At 72.5% G+C, this 20,352-nt stretch carries 13 protein-coding genes, 3 tRNA genes and 1 pseudogene; 10 read left to right on the forward strand and 7 right to left on the reverse strand.

The window, feature by feature from the left end; translation table 11 throughout:
- Window positions 1-92: 92 nt before the first annotated feature.
- A tRNA-Ser gene (locus B086_RS0110110) sits at window positions 93-177 on the forward strand.
- A gap of 151 nt (window positions 178-328) precedes the next feature.
- Here the strand turns inward: B086_RS0110110 and B086_RS41920 are convergent.
- On the reverse strand, window positions 329-1,603 hold the full coding sequence (locus B086_RS41920; RefSeq protein WP_051115805.1) for a protein kinase domain-containing protein: 1,275 nt from the start codon (window positions 1,601-1,603) through the stop codon (window positions 329-331).
- 139 nt (window positions 1,604-1,742) lie between these two features.
- A complete protein-coding gene (locus tag B086_RS0110120; RefSeq protein WP_018566300.1) occupies window positions 1,743-2,729 on the reverse strand; it encodes a bifunctional DNA primase/polymerase in 987 nt (328 codons plus the stop codon).
- A 398-nt stretch (window positions 2,730-3,127) separates the two neighbouring features.
- Here B086_RS0110120 and B086_RS0110125 point away from each other — a divergent pair, with 398 nt between their 5' ends.
- The 3 genes from B086_RS0110125 to B086_RS0110135 all read left to right on the forward strand — a co-directional run bounded on the left by B086_RS0110125 (window position 3,128) and on the right by B086_RS0110135 (window position 6,220).
- A complete protein-coding gene (locus B086_RS0110125) occupies window positions 3,128-3,439 on the forward strand; it encodes a hypothetical protein (RefSeq protein ID WP_018566301.1) in 312 nt (103 codons plus the stop codon).
- Window positions 3,440-3,827: 388 nt separating this feature from the next.
- A complete protein-coding gene (locus tag B086_RS0110130; RefSeq protein ID WP_018566302.1) occupies window positions 3,828-4,385 on the forward strand; it encodes a SigE family RNA polymerase sigma factor in 558 nt (185 codons plus the stop codon).
- 158 nt (window positions 4,386-4,543) lie between these two features.
- The gene (locus tag B086_RS0110135; protein ID WP_018566303.1) at window positions 4,544-6,220 is read left to right on the forward strand and encodes a long-chain fatty acid--CoA ligase; all 1,677 of its coding nucleotides are present in this window, start codon (window positions 4,544-4,546) and stop codon (window positions 6,218-6,220) included.
- 214 nt (window positions 6,221-6,434) lie between these two features.
- Here the strand turns inward: B086_RS0110135 and B086_RS0110140 are convergent, their stop codons facing one another.
- The gene (locus tag B086_RS0110140; protein WP_018566304.1) at window positions 6,435-7,715 is read right to left on the reverse strand and encodes an MFS transporter; all 1,281 of its coding nucleotides are present in this window, start codon (window positions 7,713-7,715) and stop codon (window positions 6,435-6,437) included.
- Between the two features lie 198 nt (window positions 7,716-7,913).
- Between B086_RS0110140 and B086_RS0110145 the strand changes: the two genes are divergently transcribed.
- Window positions 7,914-8,492, forward strand: a complete 579-nt coding sequence (locus B086_RS0110145; RefSeq protein WP_018566305.1) for a TetR family transcriptional regulator — start codon at window positions 7,914-7,916, stop codon at window positions 8,490-8,492.
- 84 nt (window positions 8,493-8,576) lie between these two features.
- Here the strand turns inward: B086_RS0110145 and B086_RS0110150 are convergent, their stop codons facing one another.
- Together B086_RS0110150 and B086_RS0110155 are read right to left on the reverse strand one after the other, a co-directional pair.
- Window positions 8,577-13,352, reverse strand: coding sequence for a hybrid sensor histidine kinase/response regulator (locus B086_RS0110150; RefSeq protein ID WP_078531042.1), 4,776 nt, complete (start codon window positions 13,350-13,352; stop codon window positions 8,577-8,579).
- 235 nt (window positions 13,353-13,587) lie between these two features.
- Window positions 13,588-14,049, reverse strand: a complete 462-nt coding sequence (locus B086_RS0110155; protein ID WP_234029293.1) for an SSI family serine proteinase inhibitor — start codon at window positions 14,047-14,049, stop codon at window positions 13,588-13,590.
- Between the two features lie 310 nt (window positions 14,050-14,359).
- Here B086_RS0110155 and B086_RS0110160 point away from each other — a divergent pair.
- Both B086_RS0110160 and B086_RS0110165 read left to right on the forward strand, forming a co-directional pair.
- Window positions 14,360-14,450, forward strand: a tRNA-Ser gene (locus B086_RS0110160).
- Between the two features lie 201 nt (window positions 14,451-14,651).
- Window positions 14,652-14,724, forward strand: a tRNA-Arg gene (locus tag B086_RS0110165).
- 94 nt (window positions 14,725-14,818) lie between these two features.
- On the opposite strand, the gene B086_RS0110170 is transcribed toward B086_RS0110165, so the two are convergent.
- Together B086_RS0110170 and B086_RS0110180 are read right to left on the reverse strand one after the other, a co-directional pair.
- Window positions 14,819-15,487 (reverse strand): YdcF family protein, encoded by a 669-nt coding sequence (locus tag B086_RS0110170; RefSeq protein WP_018566308.1) that lies wholly within the window; start codon window positions 15,485-15,487, stop codon window positions 14,819-14,821.
- Window positions 15,488-15,500: 13 nt separating this feature from the next.
- Window positions 15,501-16,601: pseudogene (locus B086_RS0110180) on the reverse strand (helix-turn-helix domain-containing protein).
- A 343-nt stretch (window positions 16,602-16,944) separates the two neighbouring features.
- On the opposite strand from B086_RS0110180, the gene B086_RS0110185 reads away from it, so the two are divergent.
- The 3 genes from B086_RS0110185 (at window position 16,945) to B086_RS0110200 (ending at window position 20,207) form a co-directional block, all read left to right on the forward strand.
- The gene (locus B086_RS0110185; RefSeq protein WP_018566311.1) at window positions 16,945-17,361 is read left to right on the forward strand and encodes an ATP-binding protein; all 417 of its coding nucleotides are present in this window, start codon (window positions 16,945-16,947) and stop codon (window positions 17,359-17,361) included.
- Between the two features lie 2,187 nt (window positions 17,362-19,548).
- Window positions 19,549-20,019, forward strand: coding sequence for a hypothetical protein (locus B086_RS0110195; RefSeq protein ID WP_018566313.1), 471 nt, complete (start codon window positions 19,549-19,551; stop codon window positions 20,017-20,019).
- Entirely contained in the window at window positions 20,016-20,207 is a 192-nt protein-coding gene (locus B086_RS0110200) for a hypothetical protein (RefSeq protein ID WP_018566314.1), read from the forward strand. The genes B086_RS0110195 and B086_RS0110200 overlap by 4 nt, the downstream gene beginning before the upstream one ends.
- Window positions 20,208-20,352: the final 145 nt, after the last annotated feature.

Here is a 20,352-nt window from a genome sequence, read left to right on the forward strand (position 1 = left end):
GCCACCGGTTTTCCCCCGCCGCGCCCCACACCCTCGGCCCCCCGCCCGCGGCCGGTACGCTGTACCCGCCCCGCCCCGGTGGGCGAGGCCCAGGTGGGTTGCCCGAGCGGCCTAAGGGAACGGTCTTGAAAACCGTCGTGGCGCGAGTCACCGTGGGTTCAAATCCCACACCCACCGCTTGAACGGACGGCCCCTGACCAGGTGAGACGGTCGGGGGCCGTGGTGCTGGGCGGTGCCTGTCCGGCGCCGCGACTCCCCGTGGTTCCCTGCCCGCGACGGATGCCCGCCGGACCGGCTGATGTGCATAGGCGCAGCAGGCGTCACGTCATCAGAGGTACAGCAGGGGGAATCCGAACAGCCAGGTGCCAAGGTGGTAGGCGCTCCATAGGCCATTGACGACGAGGCAGGCGACAGCCGAGGAGTGCCGCCGTGTGCGCCGGGCCGCTGTACGGGCGTGAGAGGTGCCGACTGCCAGGCCGAACAGGACGGTCAGGTACATCGGCCCGTAGCCCAGTGTGTAGGCGCAGACGACGGTGGCCGTCGGAGTGAGTCCGGCGGAGAAGATCTGCGAGAAACCGATCGTGCCGGCGAAGTATCCGGGAACGGCGGCGACGAGGCCGGTCTTCAGGCTTCCGGGAATGGCTGGGGACGGTGGTGCCATGGGGGTGGTGGAAGCAAGGGGAGGTGGCGGCTGTGCGGGTGCATACGCGGGCCGGACGGGGATGCGCGGGCGGGGTGCATTTCGTGGCGGGGCGGTGTCGGCCGAGTCCAGGGCGTCGAGAACGAGGCGACGCATCTGGCGGGCTGTGGCTGGTCTGCCCTCCGGGTCCTTGCTCAGAGCGCTGGAGAGCAATTCCTGCACCGGTTCGGGAACGGCGATTCCCAGCTCGGCCAGGAGAGGGGGAGCGGTGTGGACGTGGTGGTACAGCAGCGCCGCGTCGGAATCGGCGTCGAACGGGCGCCTCCCGCAGAGAAGTTCGAAGAGAAGCACTCCGGTCGAGTAGAGATCGCTGCGCCGGTCCAGCTTCTTTCCCTGGGCCTGCTCGGGCGACATGTAGGGGGCTGTGCCCACAACGGTTCCGGTGCGAGTGACCGGAACGGCGTCGACAGCTTTCGCGATGCCGAAGTCCAGGACCTTCACGGTGTCGTTCTCGGAGACCATGATGTTGGCCGGCTTGATGTCGCGATGGATCAGCCCGGCATCGTGACTCGCCGCCAGAGCGGACAAGATGTCGGCGGTGATCCTCAGGGCTCGGTGGGCGGGCATCCCGTGGCCGGAGACGAACTCGCTGAGGGGGCGTCCATCGATGAACTCCATCACCAGGTAGGGAGTGGGCGCACCGCTCGGGTCTGCTTCCTCCCCGATGTCGTGGATCGCGATCACATTGCGGTGGTTGAGCGCCGCCATGGCTCGGGCTTCCTGCCGGAACCTGGTTCTGAATTCCTCACCGGCGGCCACGCGGTCCATGATCTTGACCGCGACCCTGCGGCCCAGTGCCGTGTCCGTGGCTTGGTGGACCGTGGCCATGCCGCCACGGCCGACAGCCCGGATCAGCTTGTAGCGTCCCGCACCGACTGACGCCAGTCCTTCGCTCTGAGCCACCCGTCCTCCCCCGGCTGCGCGGCTGAGTGGCAACGATGGCAGCAGCGCCCCGGGACCAACAAGCCGGGAAACAGCGGGATTCTCCGGGGAGACGTCCCGCGCGGGGCCGGTTCTCACGGGTGAGGTGACGCGTCGGTCCTCATGGATGGTGCCCCGTCGCGCGGGCCGCCGACATGAGGGTGGAGCGGGCTTCGGGGAGGGGGAGGCCGGTGGTGAGGGCGGCGTCGAGGAGGAGGGCGTGGAGGGTGGGGCCGAGGCCGGATTCGTAGGCGCGGCAGGCGGCCCAGAAGAGGCGGGTGTTGCGCTGGCCCTCGGGGGCGTCCAGGACGAAGCGGACGAGGCCGTGGGCGGTGTGGCGGCCGCGGGAGGGCGGTGGGGTGCGGCGGGGCGGAGGCAGGAGGAGGCGCAGGAAGGGCAGCGGGCAGGGCGCGGGGGCGAGGCGGGCGGTGCCGGGGGCGAGGGCGTACGTGCCGTGGTGGGTGCGGGAGCCGGGGCCGATCAGGTAGCCGCCGGTGCCGCGGATGTCGATGCCGGGGGCCAGCCGGCCGGCCGAGTTGGGGACGGCGGCGTCCGGGGGGCCGCTGAACCACAGGTGGCGGCCGCCGCTCGGGGTGAGGACGACGACGGTCGCGGGGAGCGGGAAGCGGTGGCGCCGGGCCAGTTCACGCAGGGCGGCCAGGGTGTCCGTGCCGGTCTTGGTGTCCAGGTCGACGCCGATCAGATGGTGCGGCGGCACTCCGCAGGCGATCCCGTAGCCGGTGGCCCGGGGCGCCGCGGCGAACAGGTCCCGGATGCGGGCCGGGTCGGACGAGGCGTCGTACACACCGTGTCCGAAGGCGCCGCACTCGCCGCGGCAGGGCTGCCGCCGGGCCGTGTCCGGGGCGGCGTCGGGAGGTGCGGTGTCGTTCGCGCGGCGCGCGACGGGGTGGTTCGTACCGTCGTGCGAGGCGGGGTGGTGCGGGGAGCGCAGGGCCGGGTGCTTGGTCAGGGACAGCGGGATGACGGCCAGGCCGCGGGCGGCGGCCGTCAGGGCGTGGGTGAGGGCGGGGGCCGGTGCCGGTGCCGGTGCCGGTGCCGGTGCCGAGGCCGGGTCCGGGGCCGAGGGCTTTCGGGCGGTGGTGGCCATGGCTTCATATTCGTACGAGGGTTCGAGGATGGGAAGGGGGCATGGGGCGGGTGCGGCGGGGGCGCTCGGTACGGCCGGATTGCGCCGGGCGCTTGCCGGAACGCTTCACCTCTTGTCGCGCTTGGGGTGAAGGGGGGCGCTCTGTGTCCGGTCGGGGCTTTGGCGACAGGAAAGGTGGTGAAGGGGGTTTATCGACATGTCCTCACGCTTGCGTGCTAATCGGGGCTTCCGGGGTGGTTCCCCGGTGGTCCGTGGGCAACTCTGATCTTGCGACGTCGTGGGAACCCGCTGGGGCGGTCGGCCAACTGCCCTGGTGAAAGCCGTAGTCCAGGTAGCTTCACGCAGCTTCACGTACTTCCGGCAGGCAGCCGGTGCGTACCTCTTACTGGAGGAGCAATATGGCAAGCATCCGTACCGCCCGCGTTCTCGCCGCCGTCACCGCCGTCCCGCTCGCGGCAGCCCTCTTCACCGGCATCGCGGCGGCGGACACCGGCGCCGTGGCGGGCGTCGGATCGAGCGCGGGTGTCGCCGGGATCGTCGGCAGCGGAGTCGGCCACAACAACAGCGGCAACTCGTCCACCACCGGCCAGCAGGCGGTGGGTTCCGGCGCCACGAACCAGAGCAACACCGCTCAGGTCAACGGCTCCGCGTTCACGGCCATCCAGCAGGGCAACCACAACGTGGCCGTCCACTTCACCCGCCTCTGGTGAGCCGGGGCGGGCCGGCGTGCGCGTTGGGGACCTGCCGGCCCCGAGACCCTGTGGGTGTGCTTGTGGGGATGTGACACACAACTGCGCGGCGGTGCTTCGGCACCGCCGCGCAGGCGTGTGCGGGCGTGCGCAGGTGTATGCGGGGGTGTGCAGGCGTGTGCGGGCGCATGCCGGGAACCCGTCCCTCCGGCGCCAGGTGCACCGCCCGGCCGCACCGCCCGGCCGCACCGTCCGGCCGCGTCACCCCAGGGTGAACCCGCACCCCGGTCCCCCTCCCCGTCCACCTTCAGGAGGTGCGGTCAGCCCCACCCCTACAACCTGAGGCGGACCCCGCTTCGGGACCTGCGGGCGATCCGCCGACCGGGGGACCGCTCCTAGCGTGGAGGACATGACCACACCCGTATGCACCAGCGCGTCGACCGCCGCCGTACCGGCCGTGCCGAGCCTGGCGTATCCGTCGTTCGCCTCGTACGTGCGGGCCCGCCAGTCGGTGCTGCTGCGCACCGCCCGGTCGCTGACCGCCAACCCGTGCGACGCGGAGGACCTGCTCCAGACCGCGCTGACCAAGACGTATGTCGCCTGGGAGCGGATCGAGGACCACCGGGCGCTCGACGGCTATGTCCGCCGCGCGCTGCTGAACACGCGTACGTCGCAGTGGCGCAAGCGCCGGGTCGACGAGTTCGCCTGCGACGAGCTGCCCGAGCCGGATCCCCTGCCCGGCGCGGCCGACCCCGCCGAGCAGCAGGCGCTGCGCGACGCCATGTGGCGGGCGATCACCAAGCTGCCCACCCGGCAGCGGGCGATGGTCGTCCTCAGGTATTACGAGGACCTCTCCGAGGTCCAGACGGCAGAGGTGCTCGGCGTCTCCGTGGGCACCGTGAAGTCGGCGGTCTCGCGCGCGCTCGGCAAGCTCCGCGAGGACCCCGAGCTGGGGCGCGTGCGCTGACCGACCGTTTCGGCGTCCGGCGGCCGCTCGTCCGGCGGCGCGTTCGGCGGGTTGCCCGGCGTACCGCCCGGCCCCGCGGCTGATCGATCACCCGGAGCTAGTGACATACCGCGTGGTATGTGCGCAGAATCAGCGCACACCCTACTGCCGCGTAGGCAATGCCGCCCCGGGAGGACGCCGTGCTGAGCACCATGCAGGACGTACCGCTGACCGTCACCCGCATCCTGGTCCACGGGACGCGCGTGCACGGCCGGTCCCAGATCACCACCTGGACCGGGGAGGCCGAACCGCAGCGGCGCAGCTTCGCCGAGGCGGGCACCCGCGCGGTGCGCCTGGCGAACGCCCTGCGCGACGACCTCGGCGTCCGCGAGGACGATCGCGTGGCGACGCTCATGTGGAACAACGCGGAGCACGTCGAGGCGTATCTCGCCGTCCCCTCCATGGGCGCCGTGCTGCACACGCTCAATCTGCGCCTGCCCGCCGAGCAGCTGACCTGGATCGTCGACCACGCGGCCGACCGGGTGATCATCGTCAACGGCTCCCTGATCCCGCTGCTCGCCCCGCTGCTGCCGCACCTGAGGACGGTCGAGCACGTCGTCGTCTCGGGCCCCGGCGACCGCGCCCCGCTCGACGGCTGCCCCGCCCGGGTGCACGAGTACGAGGAACTGATCGCGGACAAGCCGGCCACCTACGACTGGCCGGAGCTGGACGAACGCCGCGCCGCCGCCCTGTGCTACACCTCCGGCACCACCGGTGACCCCAAGGGCGTCGTCTACAGCCACCGCTCGATCTATCTGCACTCCATGCAGGTCAACATGGCGCAGTCGATGGGCCTGACCGACCGCGACACCTCGCTGGTCGTGGTCCCGCAGTTCCATGTGAACGCCTGGGGGCTGCCGCACGCCACCTTCATGACCGGCGTCAACATGCTGATGCCGGACCGTTTCCTCCAGCCCGCCCCGCTCGCCGAGATGATCGAGCGCGAGCGCCCCACGCACGCCGCCGCCGTCCCCACCATCTGGCAGGGCCTGCTCGGCGAGCTGACCGCCCGCCCCCGCGACGTCTCCTCCCTCACCCAGGTCACCATCGGCGGTTCGGCCTGCCCGCCCGCCCTCATGCAGGCGTTCGACCGGCTCGGCATGCGGGTCTGCCACGCCTGGGGCATGACGGAGACCTCCCCGCTGGGCACGGTGGCCCGCCCGCCGGCGTACGCGTCCGGCCCGGACGAGGAGTTCGCCTACCGTCTCACCCAGGGCCGCTTCCCGGCCGGTGTCGAGGCCCGCCTGACCGGTCCCGGCGGCGAACGCCTCCCCTGGGACGGCGAGTCGGCGGGCGAGCTGGAGGTGCGCGGCCCCTGGATCGCGGGCGCCTACTACAACGGCCCGGACGCCGAACCGCTGCGCCCCGCCGACAAGTTCAGCGAGGACGGCTGGCTGAAGACCGGCGACGTCGGCACCATCTCCCCGGACGGCTTCCTCACCCTCACCGACCGCGCCAAGGACGTCATCAAGTCCGGCGGCGAGTGGATCTCCTCCGTCGACCTGGAGAACGCGCTGATGTCCCACCCGGATGTCACCGAGGCCGCCGTCGTCGCCGTCCCCGACGACAAGTGGGGCGAGCGCCCGCTGGCCACGGTCGTCCTCAAGGAGGGTTCCACGGCCGACTTCGAGTCGCTGCGCGCCTTCCTCGCCGAGGAGGGGAAGATCGCCAAGTGGCAGCTCCCGGAGCGCTGGACGATCGTCACCGCGGTGCCGAAGACCAGCGTGGGGAAGTTCGACAAGAAGGTGCTGCGCAGGCGGTACGCGGCGGGCGAGCTGGACGTCACCAGCCTCTGAACCGTCATGCGGCAGCCTCTGAACCGTCATGCGGCAGGCCGCGGCTCCGGGTGAGACCGGCCTCGGCCCCTGGGCGGGCGGGCAGCGGTGCCGGGCGGGGAGCCCTCCGGCTTCCCGCCCGGCACCGGGCCGCGGGTCCGGACGCGGGCCGACGCGAGCCCGAACACGCCGCGTTCCTCCCCACGTCCCCCTGCGCCCCCTGCGCCTCCCGGCCTCACCGCCGTACCGACGTGCTCACCCAGCCCACCACCAGCCACAGCGCGGCCACCGCGCAGACCCCGGTCCAGCCCCAGTGGGCGAAGGCAGGTGCCGCCACGGAGGAGGCCAGCGCGGCGCCGGCGAAGCCCGAGACGACGTAGGCGGTGTTGGCGGTCGCCGGGGCGGAGGTGGTGGTCAGCGCCAGGGTCTGGTTGGCGACGTGGGAGGCGACCAGGGCCGCGTGGATCGCGATCGCGGCCACGAACAGCGCCACCACCGTGTGCCCGCCCAGCCAGAACAGCGGCACGGAGACGGCGGCCAGGACGTAGGCCGACCGTACGACCTTGGCGGCGCCGAAGCGGTCCACCAGCCCGCCGGCCAGCGGCGCCACCGCGCTCGCCGCCAGTCCGAAGAGCCCGAAGAGTCCGGCGGTCGCGATCGACAGGCCGTACGCCGGGCCGGTGAGCAGCAGCGCGAGCGAGGTCCACAGCGCGCTCCAGGCGCCGAACATGCCCGCCTGCCGCAGGCACGCCCGCCACAGGTCGGGCGAGCGGCGGGCCAGACCGGGCAGCGAGGTGATGCCGGACAGCAGCGGGCCGGTGCCGCGGCGGCCCTCCGACGGCAGGGCGAGGGCGGTCGCCAGGCCGAGGACCACGGTCAGCAGGGACGCGCCGACGAACACCCACCGCCAGCCGAACGCCTGTCCGGCCAGCGCGCCGACGACCCGTGCGGCGACGATGCCGGTGAACAGGCCCGCGATCACGACGGCCACGTGCCGGGCGCGGCGGTCGGCGGGGGCGCGTTCGACGACCAGCGGGACGAGCAGCTGCGGGACGACGGTCGCGGCGGAGGCGACGAAGACGGCCGCGGCGAGCGCGCCGGTGCCGGGCGCGACGGCGGCTATGAGCAGGGCGGCCGTCGTCGCCACGGACAGCGCGGCCACCAGCGGGCGCCGGTTGACCCGGTCGCCGAGCGGGGCGAAGAAGAGCAGGCCCGCCGCGTACCCGAACTGGGCCACCGAGGCGATCCAGGCCACCGCCGAGGGAGCCGAGCCGAAGTCGTGGGCGATGAGGGGGAGCAGCGGCGCCGCGAGGTAGATGTTGCCCGCGGTCACCGCGGTGCACACGGCGATCAGCGCCAGGAAGGCGTTGGGGCCGAGCCCCCGCCGGGCAGCCGGAGCCGGGGCGGCGTCGGCGGCGTCGGCGGCATGGGTGGTGGCGGTGGTGACTGGGGGCGTGGCCGTGAGGACCGCGGTCCTGGACGCGGCAGGGGCTGGGGACGACGGGGACGACGGCATGGTGCGTGGGCCTCCGGTACGGGCGGGTGGGCGAGGGGTGGAGCTGGAGCGTGGAGCTGAAGCGTGGAGCCGTTCCATGGCGCCATGGCCAACCGGTTGTCCATAACCAACTGGTTGGTTGGCGCGTGGAACAGTCTGCGCCCGCTCCGGATCTTCTGTCAACCAAATAGTTGGTTGCTAACGGGGTACGCTGCTCTCATGGCACCAAGAGACCCCGAGGCCACCAAGGCACGGATCTTCGACGCGGCGGTGGCCGAGTTCGCCCAGCACGGCATCGCGGGCGCCCGTATCGACCGGATCGCCGCTCAGGCCAAGGCCAACAAGCAGCTCATCTACGCCTACTTCGGCAACAAGGCGGAGCTGTTCACCCATGTCCTCGGCAGATCCATGGTCGACCTCGCCGCCGCCGTCCCCATCGATCCGGACGACATCGACGGCTGGATGGATCGCCTCCTGGACTACCACGCCACCCACCCCGAGCTGCTGCGCCTGCTCTTCTGGGAGGGCGTCGAGTACGGCACCGGCGAACTCCCCGACGAACCGGCCCGCCACGCGCACTACGCCGCCAAGGTCACCGCGCTCCGGGACGGCCAGGAGCGGGGCGTGATCACCGACGCCCTCCCGCCCGAGGACCTCATGTTCCTGCTGGTCTCCCTGGCGGGCTGGGCCTCGGTGGTGCCGCAGATACGACGGATCCTGGTGGGTGACGACGACGCGGCCCGCGACCGCCTGAGGTCATCGATCCGCGAGGCGGCCCTGCGGGTGGTACGGCCCTGACCCACGCGGGGGGCCGCCGCGAGGCCGCCGCGAGGGCGTGCCCCGGCACGCGGTCCGGTACGGGGGACGGGGGCCGGGCGTACGTCAGTTGGTCCCGATGCGGGCCAGCAGGTCCACGATCCGGGTCTGCACCTCGGTACTGGTCGACCGCTCCGCGAGGAACAGCACCGTCTCGCCGGACGCCAGCCGCGGCAGCTCCGCCTGGTCGACGGCGGCCGTGTAGACCACCAGCGGGGTGCGGTTGAGCTGCCCGTTGGCGCGCAGCCAGTCGAGGATCCCGGCCCGGCGGCGGTGCACCTGCATCAGGTCCATCACCACCAGATTCGGCCGGAACTGCCCCGCGAGCGCCACCGCGTCGGCGTCGCTCTCGGCCCGCGCCACCCGCATCCCGCGCCGTTCCAGCGTCGCGGTCAGCGCCAGCGCGATCTCCGTGTGCTCCTCGATCAGCAGGACGCGCGGCGGGTGCTGCTCGCTGTCGCGCGGCGCGAGCGCCTTCAGCAGGACGGCCGGATCGGCACCGTACGCCGCCTCCCGGGTCGCCTGTCCGAGTCCGGCCGTGACCAGCACCGGAACCTGCGCGGCGACCGCCGCCTGGCGCAGCGACTGCAACGCGGTCCGGGTGATCGGCCCGGTCAGCGGGTCGACGAACAGCGCGGCGGGGAACGCCGCGATCTGCGCGTCGACCTCCTCGCGCGAGTGCACGATGACGGGCCGGTAGCCGCGGTCGCTGAGCGCCTGCTGCGTGGTGACGTCCGGTGCGGGCCAGACCAGCAGCCTGCGCGGGTTGTCCAGCGGCTCCGGCGGCAGCTCGTCGTCCATCGGCTGCGGGCGCGGCGGATCCGCGACCTCCACGGCGCCGCCGGGTCCGTCCAGCGGCTCGGGTCCCTCGGCGGCGTTCTCGTCCGGGGCGCCTATGGCGTACGAGCGTCCGGCGCCCTCGGTGCCCGGCGCGCGCCGCGGCTGACCGGGGCCGGGCAGCGGCGACGGGGCCGGGGCGCCCGGCGCGCCGGAGGCTCCCGGGGCTACGGGGGCCGGAGGGGCTGCCGGGGCGGGGGGCATGGCGGGCGCGCGGCCGGGAGCGGGCTGCGCGGCGGGCCGTTCGGGCGCCGACGGGTGCGGGCGGCTCCCCTGCTCCGGGCGCTGCTGCTCGGTGCGCGTGGCGGCCGGGTCGGGCGGGGTGCCCAGCTTGCGGCGGCGCCCGGAACCGCCCGGCGCGTGCGGGGGCGGGGTGGCGGACGGCTGCTGCACCTGAGCGGCCTGACGGCTGAAGGGCACGCCCTGCCCGAGCGTGCGCACGCTGATCGAACGCCCCTGCGTCGAGTCGGGGTCCGCCGGGGCGGCGGCCTCGGCGGGCAGCGGCTGGGCGGCCCTCGGCGGCCTGACGCCCGGTCGGCCCTGGCCCTGAGGACGGCCGGCGGGCTGCTCGGGCGGCAGAGGGGTGCCGGTGGCCGGGGTGGCGTGGCCGGGCGTGCCGTGGGGTGGCGTACCGGCGTCCGGGACGGGGGCGGACGGCACGGAGGGCGGCGCGCCCGGGACCGGGGGACGGCCGGGCGGTGCCGGTACGGAGCCGGTGGCGCCGTTCGGCGGCGGCGGTACGGGGACGCCGGTGCCCGAGGTGTCGTCGGCGCCGCCGGGCCACGGCTGCGGCGGAACCGGGGCGCCCGCGGGGGTGCTCGCGGGAGGGGTGGGCTGTCCGGCCGGGACGGGACCCGTGCCCCGGGCGGGCAGCGGGTGACGCGCGGGCAGCGGCTGCCCGGGGACCTGCGGGCCCGGGGCCTGAGCACCTGGCGCCTGCGGTCCGGAGCTCTGTGGGCCGGTGTTCGGTGGTCCGGGCACCGCCGGGGGAGCAGACGCGGGTGAGGCGGGTGAGGCGGGTGTGACAGGTGGGCTAGGCGGGGCAGGGGCGATCGTGCCCTCGGGGGGCTGGGTCATCGCCCGCCGACGGCGACCGGTGGGCGCGCTCGTGGGGTGGGGCTGCGGCGGAGTGTGATCTTCAGCCTGGTCGTGGCCCACGGCGTCGTGTCGGCCGTCATCGGCGCCGGAAGCCGTCACCGCGCCCCGCGCTGCGGACGGCTGCTGGGCCTGGGCCTGGGGCTGAGCCTGGGCCTGCTGCGGCACGTGCGGCACGGCGGGCCGGTGCGGCGGCGGTGGCGGAACCGGCGGACCACCGGCCTCGGCACCGGGCACCCCGGGCGCCCCGAGACGGACGCCGTTCTCGCCCTCGCCCTCGGCATCGTCGTCGGCTTGGTCGGCGGGCCGGTCCGCGTCGGCGGGCGGCAGCGCGAAGACCGTACGGGGAGCCGCTTCCTGCGCGGCGGCACGCTCGTTCGCCGCCGCCAGGGCACGCCGACGGCGCCCGGTCGGCTGCGCGGCGGCGTCACCGGCACCGGGCTGGAGGGCGGCGGGGACGGCGCCCGCGTCGGCCGCCGCGCCGGGTGCCTCGTCGGCGGGGCCGTCCGGGGCGGCGGGCAGAGCCGGGGGCAGTGCGTGCGGTTCGCCGGTCTGCGGCCGGGCCCGGCGGCCGGTGGGCGCGGCGGGTGCGGGCACGCCCTGCGGCGGCACCGTACCGCCGAGGCCGGTGCCCGTCGCCGCCGTACCCGCGGCGTGCTCGGCCGCCGTCAGCACGGCGCCCTCGCTCACATCGGGATCCTCGGCGGGCCGGCCGCGCCGCCGCCCCGTGCCGCCGGAACCGTCTGTGCCGCCGGAACCGTCCGTGCCGGATGACCCGGGAAAGCCGGGAAAGCCGGAAGAGGCGCCCGGAGCGGATGCCGACGCGGCCGCGGACCCGGACCCGGACGCGGACCCGGATGCGGGGGCCTCGGCCGCCCGCCGCCTGCGCCGTCCGGTCGGAGCCGACGCGGCACCGGGCACGTCGCCGGAACCCGGTCCTGCGGCGGTCCCGGCGTCGGGCGCCGAGCTGCCGCCCGGCTCGCCGTCACCGTCCAGGAACGCGTCCGTCGAGGACCGCCGGGCACGGCGCCGTCCGCCGCCGGGCGCCGTGGCGGAGCCCGAAGCCTGCGCGGGCAGGGCGACCACGGCGGCACCCGCCGCACCCCCCGGGACCGCCTCAGCGCCCGCGCCCACGCCCGCGTCCACGGCGGGTTGACCCGGTCCGGGGCCGGGTCCGGCCGGGCCCAGGGCGGCCGTGTGCGGAGCCGCCGGGCCGAGGACACCGGGCAGACCCGCCGCGACGGCGCCCGCCCCGCCGCCGATCGGCACTTCGAGGACGTACGCGCTGCCGCTCATCCCCGGCACCTGGTGGGTCTGGAGCACACCGCCGTGCGCCCGGACGATCCCGCGCACGATCGGCTCGTGCACCGGGTCGCCGCCGGCGTACGGCCCGCGCACCTCGATGCGTACCACCGAGCCGCGCTGCGCCGCCGCGACCACCACGGTGTTGTCCATGTAACCGGCCGCCGACACGGGCGCGTTGCCGGTCGCGTCCACGCCCGCGACGTCCGCGACGAGGTGCGCGAGCGCGGTGGCCAGGCGGCCCGGGTCGACCTCGGCCTCGATGGGCGGCGCGTGCACGGCGAACTGCACCCGGCCGGGCCCGACCAGGTCCACCGCCCCGTCGACTCCCGCCGCGACGACGGCGTCGAGCATCACCTTGGTACGGGTGATCTCCTCGCTGCCGATGTCGAGGCGCTGGTAGCCGAGGACGTTGTCGATGAGGGTGGTGATCCGCGAGTAACCGGCGGAGAGGTGGTGCAGCACCTGGTTGGCCTCGGGCCACAGCTGGCCGGCGTCGTCGGCGGCGAGGGCCGCCAGTTCGCGGCGCAGCTCGTCCAGGGGACCGCGCAGGGAGTCGCCCAGCAGGGTCAGCAACTGCTCGTGGCGGGCGGCGAGGGCCTCGTAGCGGTCCTTCTCGCGCTCGCCCAGGGCGGCGTACCGGTCCTCGCCCGCGGCCAGTTCCTCCGCCTGCCGCTCGATCAGCTCCTCGACCTCGGCGGCATGGCGGCGGCGCAGCGTGTCCAGTGCGGCGGCGTGCTCCTCGGCGAGCTGCTCCCGCTCCTGCGCGTATTGCTCCTCGGCGGCGGTCTGCGCCTCGACGAGCGCGTCGTAGGGGCGCCGGTCGGTGAACGTCATCACGGCGCCGACGAGCTGGTCGCCGTCGCGCACGGGCGAGGTGGTCAGGTCGACGGGCACCTTGTCGCCCGCCTTGGACCACAGCACCTGGCCGCGGACCCGGTGCTTGCGCCCGGAGCGCAGGGTGTCGGCGAGCGGGGACTCCTCGTACGGGAACGGCGAGCCGTCGGCGCGGGAGTGCAGGACGAGGGTGTGCAGTTCGCGGCCGCCGAGTTCACCGGCGCGGTAGCCGAGGATCTGGGCGGCGGCCGGGTTGACGAGCACGATGCGCCCGTCGGTGTCGGTGCCGACGACGCCCTCGGCCGCGGCCCGCAGGATCATCTCGGTCTGCCGCTGCGAACGGGCCAGTTCGGCCTCGGTGTCGACGGTGCCGGCGAGGTCGCGGACGACCAGCATCAGCAGTTCGTCGCCGGTGTAGCCGGAGCCGTCGTAGGCGTGCTGGCCGTTCGGCAGATTCGCGCTCGTGACCTCGACCGGGAACTCGGTCCCGTCGGTGCGCCGCGCGGTCATCCGGGTCGGCTTGGTCCGCGCGCGCGGGTCGATGTGGTCGGGGCGGCGCATCGAACCGGGGATGAGCTTGGAGTCGAACTGCGGCAGCAGATCGAGCAGCCCGCGCCCCACCAGGGCGGTGCCCGGCGTCTCGAAGGTCTCCAGGGCGATGGTGTTGGCGTTGACGACGGTGCCGTTGGCGTTGACCAGCAACAGCGCGTCGGGCAGCGCGTCGAGTATGGCAGCGAGGCGAGCAGCGCCTCGGGATGGCCTGCTGCTCACGAACGCTTCCTTCCTGTCACCGCTCCTTGCCCACCGCGGGGGCCATCTTGCCCAACCGGCCCGCGGAGTGTCACGCGAGCGAGTCTAAGCGCTGAGGTTGCGCGCGCGACGCCGGATGAGAGGGAGGTCGCACGGGGAAGTGACGTCGAACCTGTGACCGCACGGTTCCGTGAACCGGTCACCGCAGGGTCCGCCGCGCGCCGGACTCCGCCCGCCCGCCCCGGTCTTCCGCGCCTTACCTCCCGAGGCCGGGCAGCACCGGCACGAGCCCGTCCCAGCGGCTGATCGCGCACCCGTCGCGGCGGTCGTAGCGCGCGTCCACCGGGCGTCCCGCCCAGGTCCCCGTGATGTGCGCGGTGGCCGGACCGCCGTACTGGAGCGTGCAGACGCTGCCCTCCTGGACCGGCGCGAAGGTGTCCCGGCCCCAGCGCGTCCGCCCGTCCAGCACCCGGCAGGCGCGCCGCACGTCCGGGTGACTGCCGCCGCCCGGGTGGCAGTACAGCTCGTACGTCCCGTCCTTGCCCGCACCGGCGTGCCGCACCGTCACGGTGAGGTGGTCACCGCCCCGGTCCTCGGGCCGGACCGGCGGAGGCGCGCCGACCGAGCCGGGGCTGACCGAGCCGGGGCCGACCGAGACGGGGGAGACACCGGGGACGCCCGGGACACCCGGGGCCGCCGAGGCGGGCCCGGCGGCCATGGTGGACACGGCGGACAGCACCGCCAGGGACGCGGCGGCCCCGAGGAGGAACCGGAACCGGCGCGCGGAAGCGGCGCGAGCCGAAGCCGCGCGGGAGGCGGACGACGACGCTGAGGAAGAACCGACCTGGACCATGCCCGGACTAACGCGCCGCGCCCCGAGACGTTGCGCCCGACCCGCTCGACCCCACCGGAAGGGCTTTGCCCTGGGGCCCGCCTGCCTAGTACCGTGGGAGGCGATTGGTGACACCCCGCTCGTCTGTGTCATCATCTGCACGCACCGATCACGCGCTCGCGTGGGCGGTTGTGCTGGAGGCGTCGCCTAGTCCGGTCTATGGCGCCGCACTGCTAATGCGGTTTGGGCCTTAAAGCCCATCGAGGGTTCAAATCCCTCCGCCTCCGCGCAAGATCACGAAGCCCCGGTCCATCGGACCGGGGCTTCGTCGTTCCCGCCCCCCGGCCCTCCCCCCACCGCACCACGTTTCCGCAGGTCACAAGGGGTGCGGGGAATGGATTTCACATGGCGGCGGCAGTCATGTAATGTTCTTCCTGTCGCCGCGAACGGGCCGCAAGGACCGGAAGCCAAGACAAAAAACAGAACAAGCACTCGTAGCTTAACGGATAGAGCATCTGACTACGGATCAGAAGGTTGCAGGTTCGAATCCTGCCGAGTGCACATCGGACCAGAGGCCCCGGAGATATCCGGGGCCTCTGACGTTGGTGGCGGATGCTCGCGTTCATGCGGCGGTCCCCCCCCCGGGGACGGCAGCTCAGGAAGCGATGAGGCGGCTGGTGAAGCCGTCGCGGATGAGGGCTTCGTACGCCCCACGCACATCGGCCGGAACGTCCTGTTCGATGGCGAATCCGTGCCTCGGGTACTCGATCACCCGCTGGAGATCACCGACGAGCATGTCCAGGACGAGCTTCCCGTCACCGATGGACTTCACGTAGTCGTCGAGTTCCAACGGCTCCGACGCGCAGAGGATCTCGACGTCGGGCCACAGCTTGCGGGCGGTCGCGTACGAGCGCCGTTCCATGTACGGCTTGGAGACCAGGAGCACGGTGGCCGGGACGATGCCGACGGCGGCGAGGACCGCACGGGAGAGGGTGATGTTCTGCCCGGTGTTGCCGGCGGACGGTTCGAGCAGGATCGCCTCGGAGGGGACGCCGAGGTCGATGGCGTGCTCGCGGAAGTGGACGGCTTCGCCGCGTGGGAAGACCTTGGCGGTGGTGGGGCTGTTGCCGCCGGTGAAGACGAGGGTCGGGAACAGCCCGGCGCGGTACAACTCGGCGGAGCGGGTGGCGACGCCGAGGTCGTGACTGCCCAGGCCGATCGCCACGTCGACGGGCTGCGGAGCGTGGCGCATCTGGTGGTACTCCCAGATCAGCGCGGCCCGGTGCCACTGGTCCTCGGTAATGGCCTGCTGGTTGTCGCCCACGCGTCTCTCCCTGTCACCGTCTCCGGGGGCCAATCCGGCTCTCTCTCGTGGCCTTGATGCCCTCGATGCTGCGCAGTTGGTGCACGAGTCCGTACCGGGCGGCCGTGCGAATGGCTTGACCGAGGACGAGGAGTCCATCATCCCGGGTCGCCGGATCGGACAGCAGGATGTGGCCGTAGGCGGTGTCCAGCCGTACGCGTTGCATCGGTCAGTCGGTGGTCCCACTGCTGCGGGCGATGCCGATGAAGTGCAGGGCTTGGGGGAGGTCGCCGGCACCACGACGGGCAAGGGCGAGTTTCTGGTGGGCCACCGACCAGTCATCGGGTTCGGTCAGGTCCTCGAAGTCGCGGGTCGCGGCCTGCATGACGTGGGTCGCGTAGTCATGCCGGCCGTTCTTGCTCAGCGCGGTACCGACCCACAGGCGGGCCCTGGCGCGGTCCCGGAGGGAGAGCCGGTCGTCGGCGGCGAGGGTTTCGTATGGGCGGGCTGCGATCTCCAACTTGCCGGACATTTCCGCGACCACCGCGAGGGAGAGGTCGAGCTGGGCAACCCGACGCGGGATGCCCAGCTGAGTGAAGACCGCGCGTGCCGCCGCATACGAGTGCTGGGCGGAAAGGGGACCGAGTACGCAGCCTTGGTCGCGTTTGAGATCACCGAGCAGTGCGGTCGAGCGGGCGAAAAGATACAGGCCCTTCTCGTCCGGTTCCCGGGCGTCGTACTGGGTCAGCCAGCGGCTGAGGAGGCTGTCGGCGAAGGCGAAGTTCTGCTGGGAGAGCGCGATCACCACGCGGTCCAGGTCCTCGGCCCACGATTCGTACTCCCAAGCGCGCGGGCCGGTGCCGATGACGCGGCGGGCAGCATTCTGTACGGTGCCGGCCATCCCGGACAAGATCGTCTCGAAGCGCAGATGGGCGGAGGCATCCGCGCGGGCGAGGGCGGTGTCGAGGATGGCCTGCGTGTCGGGTCGTGGCTCGGTTGCCGCGCGCTTGCTCTCCCACTTCGAGACCGTGGCGACGGCAAGTCCGAGGTGCCCGGCGAAGGCACGCACGCTCAACCGCAAGGCGAGACGCAGGGCCCTGGTCTCTAAGCCGGTCCACTGGTGCACGGTGGCCACGCGTCACTCCCTTCCACCGTCATCGAAGCAGACGCGCGTAAGCCGCGGGACGAAAGTGGAACGAAAGTAGAACGATGGGTGATTGGCCGGAAGTTCGCTGACGTTCATGCTCGTTTCCGTCACCACGTGGCGACCCATGGGAGGGCCCCCGGACGGCCCTCTCACTGAACGCCGCCTGGTCAGCAGACCGGTGGTCAACGGTCTGCTGCGGTGACACGGGTCTCCGAAGCCCGGCAGGAGGAGCTGGGTCCTCGGTAGAGGGCGCCGGCTTCCGGAACGCACAACGCCCTGGCGACCGCGGGAACGGCCCCAGGGCCCGGCCGATCTGAGAAAGCAGACCGACATGCCGCAACCTACAACGCGGATCCGTCCGACCGGGCACCCCGGCTACAGCGAGACGCTGCCGCGTGATCCTGAAAGCGCCGCGACCGCACGCGGCCTCGTACGAGCCGCCATCTCCACCTGGGGGCTCGACGACCTGACCGACGACGCCGTGCTGATCGTCTCCGAGCTGGTGGCCAACGCCGTTCGGCACGCCAGGCGGCGGTCCATCCGCGTGATGGTGGAACGCATCGCGCCGCGCACGGTACGGGTGGCCGTCGCGGACTTCTCCCGTGCGCTGCCCGTGCCGTGCGCGCCGAAGGATGACGAGGAGGGCGGACGTGGCTTGGCCCTTGTCGTGGCGCTGGTGGCGAACTGGGGCGCGGATGAGCGGCGCTGGGGGAAGGTCGTGTGGGCAGAGTTGGAGGCACGCGGGTGATCGACGGACCAAGCCCCAGCCGCAGCCTGGCCCGAGCTCACCTGTCCCAACTGATCGCCATGTTCGGCACGGACGGGTGCCTGCGGATCAACACAACTCATGCTCCCATCCCAGTCAGCCTGGCTCCGGCTGCCGTTCCTGACAGCGATGAGCCGGAGGACGACGAGCAGACCTGAGGCCGTTGTTACAGATCCCCCTACCTCATCAAGCCCCGGCTGCGCTCCGCTCCGCCGGGCGCGCTTCCCGGCTCTGGCTGCGCCCGCGCTCCTGCCTTCGGCCCGCTCCGTGCGGGCTGCGCCGACGCGCGCCCGCACACGGGAAGGGCCGAAAGCCATAAGGCGAGTACCGCAGAACGCGGGCCACGGTCAAGACGATGCCTCCGGCGGGGGATCGGCCGGCACCGGGGGCGAGGGGGCGCCGTTGCCGCCCGCGGGTTTGTAGTGGTGGGCGCGGGATGGGAGCGGGGGAGAGTGGTGGGTTGAGGTAGCCAGGGAGTCGCTCGCGTCCCGGCAGAAATTCTCAGTTTCCCGGTGTCGCCAACTTGGCACCAACACAAATCGAGTTGGCTGCTGGGCAGTCCCAAGAGGAACCATGTTTGTGTGACCTGCATCACTTCATTATGTGGCGCTATGTGTCGAATTCTGGCCCAGCTGAGGCTCGTCGCCTCGGTGGCGGCCTGACTGGCGAACTTCTGAGCACTAGCTTTGTCGCGGGGATAAGTTGCAGGGAACATCTACGACAGTTGGCAGACAACTTGCCCTGTTGAGGCTGTCGTTCACAAGATGTTGATGAGCGCAAGGAAGCCCACCTCCGCTGCTCAGGCTTGCCGGCGAGGCGGCGGAGATGGGCCACGAACCCATAGGAGGCTCATCATGAGTGTGGCCCCAATCAGGCGGTCTCTGTCAAACCCGGCCCCTCAGCCGTGGTTGATCACGGTGATCGTCGTAGTGGTGATCTTCTGGCGCCCGTTCGGGGAAGCGGTCAGCGCAATTGCCGATGCTGTTGCAGTGGCAGGGCTTCTGACGGTTGGTTGCAGTACAGCAGTGAAGTACAGCAACCACAGCAACCGGCATCGTCGGGTAGCGTCCTCGTAGAGCCGTCGCCCGTCCGGTATGACCGTCGCTGACCGATCCACATAGAGCTACGGATCAGAAGGTTGCAGGTTCGAATCCTGCCGAGTGCACACAGATGAGAGGCCCCGGAGAGATCCGGGGCCTCTTGCGTTTCAGGTTTGGACGGCACGGGTTTCGGCCGTGCCCTTGGTGCGGAAGCGGGTGCCGTCACCGTCATCGGGTGGGGCAACTCCCGGTGGCTGCAAGTGAAGTACAGAAGCCCTTCTGTAAGACACCGCCCAGGGTGAGGGTGGGTGACTGGACCAAGGGAGTCCCGCCCCGAGACGCGGAACTCCGGTGATCAAGGGCTCTCTGTGGAGCGGAGCAGGCGCCGGGCGGGGACGGGGGCTCGCGGGCCGGCCGGTGCGTCAGTTGCCGATGGGGTGCGTCACGGACTCGCGGGGCGGGCTCTGCTCACGTCTGTGGTCCGTTCTGCATCGGTCAGAGCAACGACGAGAGCCACCTCAACAGGTACTCGACGACAGCCTTGGCGACGACTCCGGCGATGGCGCGCAGGATCCGCTCATGAGGGCGCGGGTCTCCCGGCCGGAGTCCTTGGTCGTCCTTGCCTGACCGCTTCTGTGCCGAGAGGCGGAATCGTTTAATCATGTCCATGTCATGTCCCTGCGTGTGATGGGCTGCCCGTACCCCGTGGCGTACGGGTGCCGGGTGAAGTGCCATGAAGGTATGGCAGCGGACAGTAAGCCCCGCAACAACGGACTGAACTGCGGAAATGTCCTATCGGGCGGCGGCTCTGGCGGGTTCTCGGGTTGGCCCGTCAAGCCTGTGCGCTCCCCCGCCGGTGTCTGCCGGTCACGGACGGGCGGCCGGGTGAGGTGGTGGTGTCCGGCCCCGTGGTCGTTGTGCGGCGATGTCTGGACCGGGCCGATCGGGGGCTGCCATCATCGGCGGAGGCCAAATCGACGGTGAACAACGGGGGTTGGGATGCCGGGAGTGCCTTCAGGAGCTGGTGCGCCGGGACACGGACCGGACGGCGGACCGGGTCCGGCGCCGACGTCGCCCCCCGATCCGACGCCGCCTCCCGATCCGACGCCGCCCCCCCGGCCCGTTACCGGTGCCCGCTCCGGCACCCGCGCCCGCGCGCAGGCCGCTCGGAGAGGTCGCGGCGCTGATTTCGGCGGGCACCGGGCTGCTGGGGCTGCTGCTCGGCTTCTTCGGGCTGCCGGCGGTGGTGAGCTCGCCCACCGCGGTGCGGGTCACGGTGACGGAGACGGCCACGGTTCCCGGACCTACCGTGACGGTGACCGCCCCGAGTGCCGATCACCCTGATCCCGGCTCCGGCCCCTCGGCATCGCCGTCCGGCTCCCCCGGCGCGGAACGGCAGTCGCTGACGTTGTTCGACCCCGTCGACGGGAGCGCGGCGCTCAGCGCGGGTTCGGGGACGCTGAAGGGGAAGGCGTATGCGGACGCCGTCACGGTGGCCTTCTGCACCACCGGCAGGTTCACCGAGTACAACCTCGGCACGGACTGGAAGAAGTTCCGCGCGACAGTCGGGCTCGACGAGGATCCTCCGACTGGCCGATGAGGGTGCAGATCGATGCCGACGGACGTCACCTCAAGAATGTCCGCGCGGGCCTGGGCGATCCTCAGGGGATCGACGTCGACGTCACGGGAGTCACACGGCTGAGGATCGGCTATGAGGTGCTCGGTGACACCTGCGACTACGAGAACCAACCCCGGCTGGTGCTCGGGAACCCGGCTCTGTCCCGCTGAGGAGGGGCCCGCCCCGAGTGGTGGTCAGCCCTGGCGGACGAGAGGCCCCCAAGGGGTCCGGGGCCTTCGGCCGATTCCGGCGAGTGCGGCGGCGGAGAGGGAGACTGACGTCCGGGGGACGTGGTGCGGGCGACCGGAGAGGGTG

The sequence above is a fragment of the Streptomyces sp. PsTaAH-124 genome (assembly GCF_000373685.1).
In the GTDB taxonomy this organism is placed as follows: Bacteria; Actinomycetota; Actinomycetes; order Streptomycetales; family Streptomycetaceae; genus Streptomyces; species Streptomyces andamanensis.

What these genes read in the sequence shown, in the direction of transcription:
- B086_RS0110120 (WP_018566300.1), bottom strand. Translation starts at nt 2,729, where the DNA reads ATGGCCACCACCGCCCGAAAGCCCTCGGCCCCGGACCCGGCCTCGGCA.
- B086_RS0110125 (WP_018566301.1), top strand. Translation starts at nt 3,128, where the DNA reads ATGGCAAGCATCCGTACCGCCCGCGTTCTCGCCGCCGTCACCGCCGTC.
- B086_RS0110130 (WP_018566302.1), top strand. Translation starts at nt 3,828, where the DNA reads ATGACCACACCCGTATGCACCAGCGCGTCGACCGCCGCCGTACCGGCC.
- B086_RS0110135 (WP_018566303.1), top strand. Translation starts at nt 4,544, where the DNA reads ATGCCGCCCCGGGAGGACGCCGTGCTGAGCACCATGCAGGACGTACCG.
- B086_RS0110140 (WP_018566304.1), bottom strand. Translation starts at nt 7,715, where the DNA reads ATGCCGTCGTCCCCGTCGTCCCCAGCCCCTGCCGCGTCCAGGACCGCG.
- B086_RS0110145 (WP_018566305.1), top strand. Translation starts at nt 7,914, where the DNA reads ATGGCACCAAGAGACCCCGAGGCCACCAAGGCACGGATCTTCGACGCG.
- B086_RS0110155 (WP_234029293.1), bottom strand. Translation starts at nt 14,049, where the DNA reads ATGGCCGCCGGGCCCGCCTCGGCGGCCCCGGGTGTCCCGGGCGTCCCC.
- B086_RS0110185 (WP_018566311.1), top strand. Translation starts at nt 16,945, where the DNA reads ATGCCGCAACCTACAACGCGGATCCGTCCGACCGGGCACCCCGGCTAC.
- B086_RS0110200 (WP_018566314.1), top strand. Translation starts at nt 20,016, where the DNA reads ATGAGGGTGCAGATCGATGCCGACGGACGTCACCTCAAGAATGTCCGC.